This is a genomic window from Corynebacterium nasorum, assembly GCF_030229765.1.
GTDB lineage: Bacteria > Actinomycetota > Actinomycetes > Mycobacteriales > Mycobacteriaceae > Corynebacterium > Corynebacterium kefirresidentii.
The window spans coordinates 16,793-32,330 of the sequence record NZ_JASPGY010000010.1 but is presented as its reverse complement, the minus strand read 5'-3'; the positions used below and the strand labels follow the sequence as shown (position 1 = coordinate 32,330).

Annotated in this window: 12 protein-coding genes; 9 read left to right on the top strand and 3 right to left on the bottom strand. The window is 56.4% G+C overall.

What is annotated here, in order from left to right:
- The first annotated feature begins 1 nt into the window (after window position 1).
- From murJ to QP904_RS10600, 3 genes are all read left to right on the top strand, one after another.
- On the top strand, window positions 2–3,430 hold the full coding sequence (gene murJ / locus QP904_RS10610; protein ID WP_284836034.1) for a murein biosynthesis integral membrane protein MurJ: 3,429 nt from the start codon (window positions 2–4) through the stop codon (window positions 3,428–3,430).
- Window positions 3,431–3,643: 213 nt separating this feature from the next.
- Complete coding sequence (locus QP904_RS10605) at window positions 3,644–4,177, top strand: YceI family protein (RefSeq protein ID WP_023020184.1); 534 nt, start codon at window positions 3,644–3,646, stop codon at window positions 4,175–4,177.
- A 179-nt stretch (window positions 4,178–4,356) separates the two neighbouring features.
- Window positions 4,357–4,644, top strand: coding sequence for a hypothetical protein (locus tag QP904_RS10600; RefSeq protein WP_284836033.1), 288 nt, complete (start codon window positions 4,357–4,359; stop codon window positions 4,642–4,644).
- A gap of 120 nt (window positions 4,645–4,764) precedes the next feature.
- Here QP904_RS10600 and QP904_RS10595 read toward each other — a convergent pair whose 3' ends face one another.
- On the bottom strand, window positions 4,765–5,400 hold the full coding sequence (locus tag QP904_RS10595) for a hypothetical protein (protein WP_284836032.1): 636 nt from the start codon (window positions 5,398–5,400) through the stop codon (window positions 4,765–4,767).
- 420 nt (window positions 5,401–5,820) lie between these two features.
- Here QP904_RS10595 and pepN point away from each other — a divergent pair, with 420 nt between their 5' ends.
- The 6 genes from pepN to QP904_RS10565 all read left to right on the top strand — a co-directional run bounded on the left by pepN (window position 5,821) and on the right by QP904_RS10565 (window position 13,041).
- Window positions 5,821–8,346, top strand: a complete 2,526-nt coding sequence (gene pepN / locus QP904_RS10590) for an aminopeptidase N (RefSeq protein ID WP_284836031.1) — start codon at window positions 5,821–5,823, stop codon at window positions 8,344–8,346.
- A gap of 82 nt (window positions 8,347–8,428) precedes the next feature.
- Complete coding sequence (locus QP904_RS10585; RefSeq protein ID WP_239206122.1) at window positions 8,429–8,977, top strand: RNA polymerase sigma factor; 549 nt, start codon at window positions 8,429–8,431, stop codon at window positions 8,975–8,977.
- 84 nt (window positions 8,978–9,061) lie between these two features.
- Window positions 9,062–9,988: a thioredoxin-disulfide reductase gene (gene trxB, locus QP904_RS10580; protein WP_023020189.1), complete on the top strand. Its 927-nt coding sequence runs from the start codon at window positions 9,062–9,064 to the stop codon at window positions 9,986–9,988.
- Window positions 9,989–9,994: 6 nt separating this feature from the next.
- Window positions 9,995–10,318, top strand: coding sequence for a thioredoxin (trxA, locus tag QP904_RS10575; RefSeq protein WP_023020190.1), 324 nt, complete (start codon window positions 9,995–9,997; stop codon window positions 10,316–10,318).
- A gap of 85 nt (window positions 10,319–10,403) precedes the next feature.
- Window positions 10,404–11,585: an N-acetylmuramoyl-L-alanine amidase gene (locus QP904_RS10570; RefSeq protein WP_023020191.1), complete on the top strand. Its 1,182-nt coding sequence runs from the start codon at window positions 10,404–10,406 to the stop codon at window positions 11,583–11,585.
- Window positions 11,586–11,679: 94 nt separating this feature from the next.
- Window positions 11,680–13,041: an MFS transporter gene (locus QP904_RS10565; RefSeq protein ID WP_396130209.1), complete on the top strand. Its 1,362-nt coding sequence runs from the start codon at window positions 11,680–11,682 to the stop codon at window positions 13,039–13,041.
- 594 nt (window positions 13,042–13,635) lie between these two features.
- Here the strand turns inward: QP904_RS10565 and QP904_RS10560 are convergent.
- Window positions 13,636–14,676, bottom strand: coding sequence for a ParB/RepB/Spo0J family partition protein (locus QP904_RS10560; RefSeq protein WP_248100270.1), 1,041 nt, complete (start codon window positions 14,674–14,676; stop codon window positions 13,636–13,638).
- Window positions 14,677–14,682: 6 nt separating this feature from the next.
- Window positions 14,683–15,531: a ParA family protein gene (locus tag QP904_RS10555; RefSeq protein WP_023020194.1), complete on the bottom strand. Its 849-nt coding sequence runs from the start codon at window positions 15,529–15,531 to the stop codon at window positions 14,683–14,685.
- Window positions 15,532–15,538 lie beyond the last annotated feature (7 nt).

Genomic DNA, 15,538 nt, shown 5'->3' with positions numbered 1-15,538 from the left:
TATGACTGATAAAACTGGCCGCGAGGCCGAACACGTGGAGAAGTCACCTGCGGGTGTAGTTGACCCGAAGGATGCCGCCGTGCCGGCAGAGCACCCCGCCCCAGCGGGTGCCCGCGGCCGCATCGTCCGCGCCTCTCCTCCCGCTCCGGTGCCAGAAAAGCGCCCCACGCCCGCGGTGCAGGACACCACCGTTCCTCCCGAGGAGGACAAGTCCGCGCTCACTGGACGCAACGCGGAAAACGAATCATCCAATCAGGACGTCATCCGCGCGACGGGCACGATGGCCATCGCGACGCTGCTATCCCGCGTCACCGGCTTCCTGCGCCAGATGCTCATCGGCGCCACCCTCGGTGCCACGGTGGGCACCGCGTTTAGTAGCGCCAACCAGATCCCCAACCTCGTCACCGAGATCGTATTGGGTGCCGTGCTGACCTCTCTGGTCGTGCCCGTTCTCGTACGCGCCGAAAAAGAAGACACGGACCGAGGCGAGACCTTTGTCCGGCGGCTATTTACCCTGGCCTTTTCTATCCTGGGCATAGTCACCATCGCCTCCGTGGTGCTCGCACCCTTCTTAACGAGGATGATGCTGCCGGAAGATTCCAAGGCCAATGCCGTGCAGGCAACCTCCTTGGCCTTCTTATTGCTGCCGCAGATCCTCTTCTACGGCCTCTTCGCCCTCTTCCAGGCCGTTCTTAATACTAAGAATATCTTTGGTCCAGGTGCGTGGGCGCCGGTAGTCAACAACGTCATCTCCATTAGCGTGCTGCTGGCTTATCGCTTCCTGCCCGGCCAGCTCGACCCGCACGAGCCCACCCCGGTGGCCGATCCCCACGTCATGCTATTGGGCTTGGGCACCACCACGGCGGTGATGGTGCAATGCCTCATCTTGTTGCCGTACCTCAAAAAGGCCGGCATTAACCTGCGCCCCAAGTGGGGCTTGGATGCCCGCATCAAGCAATTCGGTGGCATGGCTCTGGCCATCATCACCTATGTGGCTATCTCCCAGTTGGGCTACGTGATCACCTCCCGCGTAGCCGCCTATGCGGATGCCGGCGCCCCACTGGTCTATCAGAATGCTTGGCTCATGCTGCAGGTGCCCTATGGCGTAATCGGCGTGACGCTGCTGACGGCCATCATGCCGCGCCTGTCCCGCAACGCCGCCGACGGCGATGTTGATGCCGTAGTCCGCGATCTGACCTTGGGCTCAAAGCTGACCTTCATCGCGCTTATCCCCATCGTCATTTTCATGACCGGCTTTGGTGTACCGATTGCCCGAGCCCTCTTCCAATACGGTGCCTACGGCGCCGAGAGCGCCGAGCAGCTTGGCCTGACCATCAGCTTCTCCGCCTTCACGCTCATCCCGTATGCCTTAGTGCTGCTGCACCTGCGCGTGTTCTATGCCCGCGAGGAAGCCTGGACGCCGACCTTCATCATCGCCGGCATCACGCTGACCAAGATCGTCCTTACGCTTTTGGCCCCGTTGATGACGTCCAACCCGGACCGCGTGGTGATTTTGCTCGGTACGGCCAATGGCTTTGGCTTCGTCTCCGGTGCGGTCATCGGTGGCTTCTTGCTCAAGCGCAAGCTCGGCAGCCTCGGCGGCAAAGCCGTCACGCAGACCGTGCTGTGGGCTTCTGGTGCCGGTCTCGTAGGCTTGGTTGTCTCCTGGGTGCTGTACTGGGGCGTGAATTACCTCCTTCCAGAGAATTTGCCCTCCATCGTCTCGCTGATCAAGGTCGCGGTGCTTGGAGTCATCTTCCTCATCGCCACCGGCCTGGTGCTCTCTAAGTCCTCCTTGCCGGAGGTCCAGAACCTGGCCCGCGCCTTGCAGCGCATCCCGGGCATGTCCCGCTTCATCAAGGTCGATGCCTCCAAGGCTATCGAGCTGGAGGAGCCCGACGTGCCGGAAATCCGGCCGGTATTCACCCAGGATGCCTTCAATGCCACCCTGGTACCGCCACCAATGTCCGCCGGTATCGTCCGCGGCCCACGCCTCGTGCCGGGCGCCCCGGTATCGGATGGTCGCTTCCGCTTGCTCCAAGATCACGGTGCGGTCACCGGTGCACAGTTCTGGCAAGCACGCGAGCAGTCCACCGGCCGCCTAGTCGCGTTGACGTTCGTCGATACCAATAGCCTGGCACCGATTGCGCCATCGACTCCGGGAGTTGCCGCCCGCCGCTCCGCCGAGATTTCGCGCAATACCCGCCGCCTTGCCGAGCTGGAGCTCGATACCGTGGCGGATAATATCCAAGTCCTGTCCTACCGCACGGGCTGCCTGGTGGTGGCGGATTGGTTCGAGGGCACCTCCCTCAAGCAGGTGGCTGAGGCCGATAACCTCGACCCCCATTCTGTGGCTCGTGCTACTGCGCCGCTATTTGCTGACGCCGCCGCTGCCCACGATGCCGGCCTCATCCTCGGAGTGGAACACCGCGACCGCTTCCGCGTCTCTACCGACGGTGTAGTCAAGGTGGCCTTCCCCGCCGTACTGGATGGCACCTCCGCCGCCACCGACCGCGAGGCTCTCAGCTCCGCCCTGGAGCTGCTCGTGGAGTCCACGGAGCCTTCGCCGAAGAAGCTGCGCGATATTTCTGAAGATGCCAACCTCTCGGCCGACGAGGCCGCTCAGCGCGTCGAGGACGCACACTTTGCCCTCGATAATGCTGATGAGGACAGCCGCGAGGAAAAGATGGAACAGCTGCAGGAGGCAAAAGCGCTGACCTTAGCCGGCATCGCCCAGCGCCTGCACGACTTCGCACCGGAGGAACCGGAGGAAGCACCCGAGGCCTTGCCGGTAAAGGCAGAAGAAGAACCGGCCCAAGAGGATGACCCGGCCCAAGAGCCTGGCTTCGGCGGCCGTGGTTATTCCGGTTCCGGCGTCATCGTCATCGGTATCTTCGCCACCATCTTCGTCGTGGCAATGGCTGCGCTCACCACCTGGATCATGTCCTTGCTCAGCAATGTGGAGACGCCTAACCCGGTCAGCGAAACCATCCACGGCAGCACTGAAATTCCGGATGCCCCGCCGGTGCGTCTCCAGCCTTCCTCTGCGGTTACCATCCCTGATAACAAGGACGAAGCTGCGCTTATCGACGGCAAAACGGCCACCACCTGGTCCACCGAAGAGGAAGATACCGGCGTCCTCGTCACTGTGGATTCGCCAACGCACTTCGCAGTCTTGCCGGTGGTGCAATCCAATTCCACTGGGGCAAAGTACGCCGTCTATGGCGTTAACCGTGACCGCTTCAACCCGGAGAACCCACAGGCTGGCTCTCTGCACCAACTGGCAAGGGGCAAATTCAAAAACGGCAAGGAAGACATCGAGCTGGAGAAAACCCCTGAGCAATTCGATGGGCTGCTGCTCATGATCACCGAGCTACCCAAGTCCAATAAGGCAACCATCGCAGACATTGGGCTCGTCGGGCAGCCCTAGAAAAGCTCCTGTAGCTCAGACTTGATTCCTGGTCCATACATAGACGGCCGAACTGAAAAAAACTCGCTTCAGTTCGGCCTCAATTCTATTTTCCCCAACACAAAACTCCATGAGCTGGGATTTCTAAACTATTTTACTTCAAGTGTTGACTATTTAGGAGTAGTGCGTACACTGTGGGGTGTAACGCAAGCAACAACTTTAGGAGTATCCACTATGTCCCTCGCAGCAGGTACCTACGCACTCGACCCAGCCCACACCGTTATCGGATTCGTCGCCAAGCACGCAATGGTGACCAAGGTCCGCGGCAACTTCGCAGATTTTGAAGGCACCATTACCGTGGCCGAGAACATCGCTGAGTCCAACGCTCAGGCCACCATCCGTACCGCATCCATCTCCACTGGCAACGATGACCGCGATGCCCACGTAAAGAACGAGGACTTCTTCGCGGTAGAGCAGTACCCGGAGATCACCTTCAAGGCCACCAACCTCAACGTTGATGAGAATGGCAACGGCACCGTCACCGGTGACCTCACCATCAAGGGCACCACCAAGTCCGTCGACCTCGATGTGGAAGATGTTGCTACCGCTGAGGACCCCTTTGGTAATACCCGCCTGGGCTTCGAGGCAACAACCAAGATCAACCGCAAGGACTTCGGCATTGACTTCAACGCTCCGCTGAAGACCGGCGGCGTGCTGGTCTCCGAGGAGATCAAGATTGAGCTCGAGGTCTCCGCTATCAAGCAGTAGACCCGTGCCCCAGACGCACTAGAAGCATTAAGCTTCTCCAAGCCCGCAGCCACCTTCTGGCCGCGGGCTTTTCCTACGTCTTCCGGTATTGCGGTACAGCCACTCCTTAACCCTGGGAAGGCATTTCAGCGTGAACATGAAGACATAAAAAGTAATTTTCATGGAAAATATGGTGCTGCGTGGAGGACGGTAAGTGCGTCACCGTTGAAATGAAGTACATGGAGGTACCAATCACGGATACTTTCTATGGCGTTGACCTTAATCGTCACCCCGCCGAGACCACACAGGAGAGCACTGGACGAGTCGCACAAGAGCTACAACGCCAAGGAATCCGCACCGAGACAAATAATTTCCTCATCTTATTGCCTGACCACTTAATCGCAATCGAAGTCAACGAAGGCGTTGCTTGGTTCGATCCTGACTATTGGAGTCTCGAGGACTTTCTTGAAACGTCGTTCCTTGCCTAGTGAAAAGTAATCCTCAGTTGTCAGCGAACGAGGTGGCGGCATGGTTCAACGGAAAATAGTTAGAATGCACACCAACTGTGATGACGGTTTCAGTTTCCCACTTTGTACTGCGATATGGGCCTAAGGGCGTTGTGCTCGTAAAGCGGAGACTCTGGAATTGTTCTTGATCCATGTTGCTGCATGAGGATCAATGAAACCCGCTATTTCTTGGATAGCGTTATCAACGGAGTCGAGATGTGCGACTTCACGGGCTCTATCGCGCTGCTGAACGATTGATTCGTGGTGAGAGCACCTATTTCTCATTTCATAAACAATGACTACAAGCTCTTCGAACTGCTGTCTGCTGTCAGGGGGTTTCTTCAACGCCCTCTTTACCTGAGGCCAGATGCTTGCTTGATAGTGGTTACTTAAGAGATAACGCCAGAAGTCGAAGCTGAGTTCATCAATGATTTTTCCCGGTAACGCCCCTCCTCCTCCAGCTCGTCTTTTCGCTTTGCGGATATTCTTCTTTGCTGCAAGGTTGAAAGGTATTCGATCGTCATCAAACCATCGGTCACCGTACCTTCTGGTTAGGGCACTGTGAATGCAGTTTCGAAGAAGTACTTCAACATGCTCAATGTCAGCGAGATAGGTCTTCGTGAGGTGAGTATTCCAAAGGTATAGCGCCTCTGGTGTGGGGTGATCGGCGTACCGGCTCATCCGCGCGGATGAAAACCATTGCGATAGCGGTACGGGGGTCGATCTTGGAATACTCATTATGGAAATGCTAATCTCTATCTTGAAAGCCTCGGAACGATCCCTGCACTACGAAAGTAGGAGTAAATCGCCGAGGTTATTGATTTTTCCGGACGATTAATTTCTTGCACGTCTTTAGATTTAGTCGTGAGGCCCACCATACTGTGTACCTGAGGCGGCAACTAGGTTCTTTCGCAAATCTTGCGTGCTGAGATGAGATCGCCCACCTCCGCGCGCGGTTGCGTCCTCTAGTGTGGTGTAACGCTTGCAGATGGTCACTGACACCTTGCGCCACTTGAAGAGTGTGGGCCGGGCAAAACTGATCCAACAGGTCCACAGCAAGATCCCGATACCCGCTGGGTATTTTGCTCCTAAAAGGCAGCGGAACTTAGGACCCCAACCCCGTACCCTACGTGACGGAGGTAACTATAGTTCCTAAGTATGACCGCACCACAAAATAAGACGCAGCACGAGTTGCTCCAAGAACGCGCAGCAGCGGTGGACCTGCTCGCCTATCACCTCCACCTTGATCTTTCGGAGGTACTCGATAGCCCCACCTACCGCGTGACTACCCGCCTCGAGCTCACCAGCAATGAGCCCGAGCTCTTCCTGGATTACCTGGGAGAATCGGTCGCTGAGCTAAAGGTCAATGGCACCCCGCAGGAGGTGGACTTTGATGGCAGCATCATCCGGCTACACGGCGTGCCGGTAGGGGAGGAGCTGACCATCGAGGTCACCAGCCACTCCCGTTATTCGCGCACCGGCCAAGGCCTGCACCGCATGCACGATCAAGCCGATGACGCGACCTACCTGTACTCACACCTCGAGCCTTCCGATGCTCGCCGCATCTTCCCCTGCCTCGAGCAGCCGGATCTCAAGGCCGTCTTCCACGTGCGCATGACCGCACCGAAGCAGTGGCAAATCCTCTCTAACCAACCGGAAGTCGAGCGCAGTGAGGATGGTGACCTCGCCACTGTTACCTTCGCGCCGACACCGCCGCTGTCGACCTACCTGACTTCCTTCGCGGCAGGCCCTTACCAGTATCAAGAGCGCACGTGGACCGCCCCGGATGGCAGCCACTCGGCACAGTTGCGCGCCTTTGCGCGCGCGTCCATGTTTGAGTACCTCGACGAAGAAATCTTGGACCTTACTGCCCAGGGTATGGACTTTTTCCACCAGAACTTTGACTACCCCTACCCGTGGGGCAAGTACGATTCCATCTTTGTGCCCGAATACAACCTCGGCGCGATGGAAAACCCTGGTCTCGTCACCTTCACGGAGAACTACATTTTCCGCTCCCACGCCACCCGCGCGCAGCATGCCGGCCGCGCGAATACCATCCTGCACGAGATGTCCCATATGTGGTTCGGCGATCTGGTTACGCCACAGTGGTGGGATGATCTATGGCTCAAGGAGTCTTTCGCGGAGTTCATGGGCGCGGACTCCTCCGTCCACGGCACCGAGTACACCGAGGCCTGGGCCAACTTTGCCGGCGCCCGCAAGAATTGGGCCTACCTGCAGGATCAGCTGCCCACCACGCACCCGATCAAGGCGGAGATCCCAGACGTAGATGCCGCGCGCCAAAATTTCGACGGCATCACCTATGCCAAGGGCGCGGCGGTGCTCAAGCAACTGGTGCACTATGTCGGTCACGATAATTTCTACGCTGGAGCGCGCGACTACTTCCAGGAGCACGCCTTCGCCGCCGCCACCTTTGATGACCTCCTGAAGGCGCTAAAAAAGCACGCAGACCGCGATCTTGATGCCTGGTCGCAAGCCTGGCTGCGCACGTGGGGTCCAGATACGCTCACCCCGGAGCTGCACACCGAAGGCGAGAAGATTGCGGAGCTGGCCATCCTTGCAGAAGCCGAGGACGTCTGCCGGCCACACCGCCTGACCGCCTCGCTTTTTGATGCCGACTTACACAAGTATCGCGAGATCGACATCGATCTCCCCGCCGGCGATGACACCACCCGCACCATTATCGATGAGGCGGCCGGCCTTCCGGCCCCAGCATTGCTGCTGCTTAACGACGCCGACCATACCTACGCCAAAATCCGCTTCGACGACACCTCCCTAGAAACGGCAGGGAACCGCCTGACCGAAATCGAAGATGATCTCACCCGCGCTATCATCTGGACCGCACTATGGAACCTCACCCGCGATGGGGAAATGTCGGCGATTGATTATGTGGGGGTCGTCGTCAAGCACGAAGCCTACGAGACCAACACGACGCTGCTGGCTACTGCCTGCGCCAATGCCAATTTTGCCATTGCCCACTATGTTGCAGACGCCAACCGCGAGCAGGTCCGCACCGACTATGCCGAGGCAATCTGGGGCCATCTGGACGAGGCCGAACCAGCCTCGGACGCCCAGCTTGTACTCGCTCGCGCCGCCATCCGCGCACTCGCCGCAACGCCAGAGGAATCAGGCACCGCGCGCCTTAAGGCCCTGCTCTCCGGTGACATTGCCGGCCTTCGCTTGGACCCCGAAATCCGCTGGTCCATCCTGCGCGCACTCGCCGCCCGAAATGCCGTAGAACTAGACGAGTTGGAGAAAGAAAAACAGCGGGATAATACGCTGACCGGCGCTACGGAATTCCTCGGCGCCAGCCACGCCTTCCCCACGCCAGAGACCAAGCGTGCCGCGTTCGATAAGGCGCTTACGCCGGGCGCCTACTCCAATGCCGAGGTAGACGCACTGGTCGCCGGATTCAATGCCCCGCGCTCAGCTGCACTGCAGGAGGCCTTTGCGGAGGAATTCTTCTCCCGCGTGGAAGAGATCTGGGCCGCGCACCCGATTGAGATTGCCAACCGCCTCATCCGCGGCTTCTATCCACAGCTGCCCATGGCCGACGACACCACCACCCGTCTGCTGCACCGTGAGCTGCCAGGAGCACTGCGCCGCGTACTGCTCGAGTGTCGCGATAACTTGCGGCGCACCCTACGCGTGCGGGCTGGTCAATAGACTGTACTGTCCAGCGCTCGCGCTCTGCTTCCCCTCGGGTCACACTGTGTTTAACAGTTGTTGATCCGGGGGGAATCTACATATGACGCTGAGTCATGACCGCAGTGACGAAGAACTAGTTGATGCCTTTATTGAGGGGGATAATAAGGCCTTTTCCACCATCGTGGAACGCCACCGCACGCGGCTGACCACCGTGGCACGGCGCTACACCAAAAACGATCACGATGCCCAAGATGTGGTCCAGGAAGCCTTCCTGCGCGCCAGCTGCAACCTGCACTCTTATCGCCGCGAATCCGCGCTATCAACCTGGCTACACCGGCTGGTGAAAAATTCTGGCTATGACTACCTCAACCATCGCTCGAATAGGGAAAATGCCTCATTAGATACGGAGGACTTCGACGACGATCGCAACCCGCTGCTCGCGCATAATCCTTCCGAAAACCTAGCGGAGCAGCTGGCGGTACGCGAGGCCATGGAGTTACTGCGCGAGGATCAACGCGAAGCGCTGGTGCTTACCGACGTCGCCGGATTCCGCGTCGGTGAAGTCGCCACCGCCCAAGGAGTAAAGCCCGGCACCATTAAATCCCGCTGCGCCCGAGCGAGGGAAGTCCTACGCGCTGCCATTGGGTGAGTTTGCTAATACCGACGTTTGGCAGTGTGGCGGGTAGACTCAGGGCGTTACGCGAAACCACACTCTGATTTAAGGGAGTTAGCAATGACCGTCCACGATGTTGCCATCGTAGGTTCCGGCCCTGCCGGTTATACCGCCGCCCTTTATGCGGCACGCGCCGAGCTCAACCCGATTGTCTTCGAGGGCTTCGAGTACGGCGGCGAGCTTATGAATACTACCGAGGTAGAAAACTACCCCGGCTTCCAAAAAGGCATCATGGGCCCAGAGCTCATGGAGGAAATGCGCGCCCAGGCCATCCGCTTCGGTGCGGATTTGCGCATGGAAGTCGTTGACTCCATAGAACTAGAAGGCGATATTAAAAAGCTGCACGTGGGTGACGAGTTCTTCGAGGCCCGCGCCGTCATCCTCGCCACCGGTGCCGCCCCGCGCCACCTCGGCGTACCAGGTGAGGAAGAACTTACCGGCCGCGGCGTTTCTACCTGCGCTACGTGCGATGGCTTCTTCTTCAAGGACCACAATATTGCGGTTATCGGCGGCGGCGACTCCGCCATGGAGGAAGCAACCTTCCTCACCAAGTTCGCGGACTCCGTCACCATTGTGAACCGCTCCGAGAACTTCCGCGCCTCTAAAATCATGCTGGAGCGCGCCCAGGCCAATGAGAAGATTAAATGGGAGACTAATAAGGTCGTCGAAGAGGTCATTGAAGCCGACGGCAAAGTTGGCGGTCTCAAGCTCAAGGACGTGACCAACGGCGAGACCTCTACCTTGGACGTGACTGCCATGTTCGTAGCAATTGGCCATGATCCGCGCTCTTCCTTCCTCAATGGTCAGGTCGAGCTAAATGACAATGGCTATGTTGTAGTTGAACAACCCACCACCAAGACCTCCCAGCCTGGCGTTTTTGCCTGCGGTGATTTGGTGGATGACCACTACCAGCAGGCAATTACCGCGGCCGGCTCCGGTTGCCGCGCGGCAATTGATGCGGAACATTTCCTCGCAGAAAGCCGTTAATTCAGTATGAGCAACGTCAAGAAAGTAACCACCGATACCTTCCGCAAGGACGTCATCGAGTCCGATAAGCCCGTCGTCGTCGACTTCTGGGCCGAATGGTGCGGCCCCTGCAAGAAGCTATCCCCCATCTTGGAAGAGGTAGCAGAGGAGCTAGACGGCGAGGTCACCATCGCCAAAGTCAACGTCGATGAAGAACGCAACCTAGGTGCCATGTTCCAGATCATGTCCATCCCTAACGTGCTGATTTTCAACCACGGCGAGAAGGTAGACGAATTTGTTGGTCTGCGTTCTAAAGATGACATCGTGGCGCAAGTGAAAAAGCAACTTTAACTGTTAATCTAATTCCTATTAGATTAAGCGTGTAGAAATTCTGAAATGCGGCCCCTAAACACGGGCTGTGAAAGGGGTAAAAGGCGTGAACCGCGTTCTTCGAGTCGGCGATACAAGCGTGCGTGTAGCTGAGGCTCGCGCCACCTTGGCCCGTCTCGGCCTCTTGTCAGATTTCAAGGGGGAACTTTCTGCGTGGAAAAAGCAGAAGTACTCCGAGAGCGACAAGAGCTTTGATGCCAATTTGTCTGAGGTCCTCAAGGCCTTCCAGCAATCGCGCGGCATCGTGCCCACGGGAGAGATCGATGATCTCACCCTGCGCGAACTGCGCCAGGCCTCGTATACGCTCGGCAGCCGTGTACTTGCCTACGAGCCCGCAAATGAGCTCGTGGGTGATGATATCTCGCAGCTCCAGCAACAGCTGCAGGAGCTGGGCTTTTACCAGCAGCGCGTAGACGGCCATTTTGGCACCAATACCTACGCGGCGCTCAAGGAATACCAACACAACTGTGGCTTGCAAGAAGATGGTGTATGCGGTCCCGCCACCATCCGCGCCCTCAGTCTGCTTGGCCGCCGTATCACCGGCGGATCCGCGCACAATATCCAAGAGCGCGAGCGCGTGCGCAACGCCGGCCCTAAACTGGCGGGCAAGCGCGTTGTGATCGATCCCGCCTTGAGCGGCGGCGACGCCGGCCAACAGGTCAAGGGACGCTTTGGTGATATTTCTGAGCAAGAGATCCTGTGGGACCTCACCCAACGCATCGAGGGACGCATGATTGCCGCCGGCATGGAGACCATCATCTCCCGTCCTCGGACCTCCGATGCGGACGTGAAGTCCCGCGCGGAGTTGGCCAACGCCTTCGATGCGGACATTGTCATCTCTTTGGCTTGTGATTCCTACCCCAATGAGAAGGCCAATGGTGTTGCCACCTTCTATTTCGGTTCCGAATCCGGCAATTCCTCGCTTATTGGTGAGACCCTATCCGGCTTTATCCAGCGTGAGATTGTCGCACGCACCGAGCTGCTGGACTGCGGCAACCACGGCCGCACCTGGGATCTGCTTCGCCTGACCCAAATGCCGGTCATCCAGATCGTGCTGGGCTACCTCACCAACCCAGAAGACATAAAGATCCTCACCAATCCGTCCCGCCGCGACGATATTGCTGAGGCCATCGTCATCGCGGTAAAGCGTATGTATCTCATGGATCAGGATACAGTTGTGACGGGTACCTATAAATTTTCTGAACTCCTTCAAGCTGAGCAGTCCTAAGTCAACGAGATTTGCCCAAAAATCTTGGTTCGAAGCGAATCATTCGATTAGTATCTACTGATAATCTTCATTTCTACTATTTGAATGGATCTTCATGATGGATGCTTCGAGCCCCTCCGCGATCTCTCCCAAGGAAATGGGACGTGTAGTAGCTGCAACCACAATCGGTACGGCGATTGAATGGTACGACTATTTTCTATACGCTGCAGTAGCCGGACTCGTTTTTAACCAAGTAATGTTTTCTCCCTTAACCGGAAGTTTGGCCAGCATCGTGTCTTTTGCTTCTGTGGGCCTATCGTTTTTGTTTCGGCCCCTCGGTGCGTTTTTAGCCGGCTACTATGGAGATCGCTACGGTCGACGAATCGTCCTCATGGTCACACTTTTCTCCATGGGAGGCGCAACCACTTTAATCGGCCTCTTACCTACTTACGAAACGGTAGGTCTATGGGCTCCCATTATGCTCATTTTTCTCCGCATTATTCAAGGCGTATCCGCTGGAGGGGAGTGGGGATCAGCGGTATTGCTAGCGGTTGAACATGCTCCGAACCAGAAGCGTGGCCTTTACGGTGCCGGACCCCAAATTGGAGTTCCCATCGGTCTTCTCATGTCCTCGGGAATTTTATCCATTATGAATAGAATTGCGCCCGGAGATGCATTCTTTCAATGGGGTTGGCGCGTCCCCTTCTTACTTTCCTTCGTGTTGGTTATCGTGGGCTACGTAGTAAGAATCGGCGTCGATGAATCGCCGGTTTTCAAAGTTATAGCGGGCAACAAAAGTCATGAAGGCCCGAATCCCATTGGAGTTCTCTTCAAAAAGCATCTACCTCTTGTATTTGTCGCCGCACTGGTATTTGCAGGCAACGGAGCTGTAGGTTATATGACAGCAGGAGGCTATATTCAAAATTATGCCACCAACCCAGAAGGACCCATTTCCTTTGAGCGCGGTGATGTGCTCAACGCAGTTACTTTGTCTGCCGTAACTTGGTTAATATTCACGCTATTCGCCGGCTGGGTGTCGGACTATATCGGTCGACGAAGGACTTATCTCATTGGATTTGTCGTACAGGCAATTGGAGCTGGAATACTCTTCCCACTGGTCAACTCAGCTTCACTGGGCCTTCTTTATGTCGCGCTTATCTTTCTAACTGTAGGCCTAGGACTAACTTATGGTGCCCAGTCCGCCATGTATGCTGAGCTCTACCCTGCATCCGTTCGTGCATCAGGGGTATCGATATCTTATGCCATTGGATCAATTCTCGGCGGCGCATTTGCACCTATGATCGCTGCATCTTTAGTAGATGCAACAGGCACAACAGTTGCGGTTACAATCTATCTAGTAACTGCAAGCCTCGTAGGTTTTACCGCTATCTTGCTTCTCCAAGAAAGAAAAGGTATCCCTCTTAGCCCTGATTTTGAAACGGAACAATCTAAAAGTCCGTTTATTTTTGGTAAGTAACCTAAACAACAGTAGAACTGAGGCATCCGATTCTCATAATCTTCACTGTGACTATTTTATGGTCAATTCGTGGAGTTTCGGACAAATGATCCGAGTCGAACACGCTCTGCTTGACAGGCTGTAGCTGTCATTGAACGATTCTGAATCAGAATAGGAGAGTAACGCCAACGTCCCTCTCTGACGGCCTTTCAACCCGAGCAGATCAAAAGTGCAATTTAGGGGTGAACCAATTACTTCTTCTACTTTTCACTTTGACAAAGAGTACCGATTTCCTTGCAAGTGAATTGTAAAACTTCACAGAGAGGTATTTAACTACATAAAGCAAATTCGGCAGCAATGCAATAATTGCAAATAATTCATCATCCCAAAGTTAGCAACATTCTATTGAACGACACAAGAACCCCCCTTTAGGATCCTACGTCCGTATCAAATCTAAATACCTGGAGACGTCAATCGAAAGTTCAGAAAGCCATTAGCCTGACTTTAGGAGTTAAATAATCAGTGCTGCTACTAAAGCCTGCCTTGGGATTAAAAGATCGAATATTTTAAGTGACCGCAAACTAGCATTTGTTTAAACTTTCCATCTTTCGAAAGTTATCCACCTGGCTGCATTAGTGCCATGATGCGCTCAAAATCTTCTTGATCACCAAATTCCACGACCATCTTGCCCTTGCGTTTGCCCATGGTCACGGTGACTTTGGTGTCAAAGCGGTCCGATAGGCGCTCGGCAGAATCGGTGAAGTACTGCGGCTGTGGCGCCGACTGCTTCTTTTTTGATTCGGCCGGCTTGCCATCGCGCTTATAAAGGGTGACTGCCTCCTCAGTGGCGCGGACAGACAGGCCCTCCGCGATGATGCGGTTGGCTATATATTCCATCGCCTCCGTGTCATCCAAAGATAGAAGCGCACGCGCGTGGCCGGCGGATAAGGTACCAGCAGCTACACGTTTTTGTACCTCTACCGGCAGCTTAAGCAGGCGCAGCATATTGGTCACCTGTGGGCGCGAGCGGCCAATGCGGTCCGCCAGCTCGTTCTGGGTAACGCCAAACTCTTCCAATAGCTGCTGGTAGGCGTGTGCCTCTTCCAGAGGGTTGAGCTGCACGCGATGGATGTTTTCCAGCAGGGCATCGCGCAGAAGGTTGTCATCCTTGGTATCGCGCACGATGGCTGGAATAGTAGCCAGACCCGCCTTGGAAGAAGCGCGCCAACGGCGCTCACCCATGATGAGCTCGAAGCCACCCTCCTCGGAAGGGCGAACAACGACGGGCTGCAAGAGGCCAAACTCCCGGATCGAGTGAACGAGCTCGCCCAGCTCATCCTCGTCGAAGACGGTGCGTGGCTGCTTCGGATTAGGGATGATATCCCCAATGGAAATCTCACGGTAGGTCGCACCGATGGGAGCCGGGGTGGCCTGACGCTTCTTCGAAGATTGTGAGCCAGAACCCTGTTGAATGGTGGGCGCGCCCTTTACACGCTTGCCGTCTCCGCCCTTGCGGCCAGGCTGCGGGGTGGCATTTCCCAAGATGATATCCGCCGCGGAATCTCCCAGCCGCGGCTTGCGGGTAGGGGCATCAGGGCCGGATGGGATGAGTGCGGCGAGACCCTTGCCGAGTCCACCTTGCTTCTGTTCTGCCATGAGTTCCTATCCTTCCAATTCCGCGTAAATCTCTGGGCTCACGCCAATCGCCCCGGTGGTCGGGTGCGGGCGATAATCGCCGCGCCGGTTAAGCTCGCGCGCCGCCGCAAGATAGGCGCGGGCACCGGTGGACGAAGGAGCGTAATCAATAACCGTAGTACCGTATCCCGGCGCCTCCGAAACGCGCACGGAGCGCGGGATAACATTGCCCAACACCACGGCACCAAATTGCTCGCGAACGTTATCTGCCACATCTTCTGCCAAGCGCGTGCGGGCATCATACATGGTCAACAGCACGGCAGAGATATGCAGATCCTCGTTGAGGTGTTCACGGATCATGGAAATATTTCCCAGCAACTGGCCCACACCCTCGAGGGCGTAGTACTCGCATTGAATCGGGATGATGACCTCTTCCGCGCACGTCATCGCATTGATGGTAAGCAAACCTAGCGATGGCGGGCAGTCAATGAAAACGTATTCGAAGCCATGCTCCTCGAGGAAGCCGTTATGCAGGGCGTCATAAAGCCGAAATTCGCGGCGTACCAAGGACACCATTTCGATCTCCGCGCCAGCCAAATCAATGGTGGCGGGGATGCAGAAAAGGTTCTCGTTATGCGAAGAAGGCTGCATAGCCTTCTCGGCACTGCAGTCCCCGAGGAGCACCTCATAGCTGGAATCGGTGCCGGAATTATGTTCCGCACCCATGGCCGTGGAAGCATTTCCCTGCGGGTCAAGATCGATCACCAGCACTTTCTTGCCCTCTGCGGCAAGCGCTGCGGCCAAGTTGGCGGCGGAGGTGGTTTTGCCTACGCCGCCTTTCTGGTTAGCAATGGTGATAAGGCGCGGATTAGTCATGCCGTCT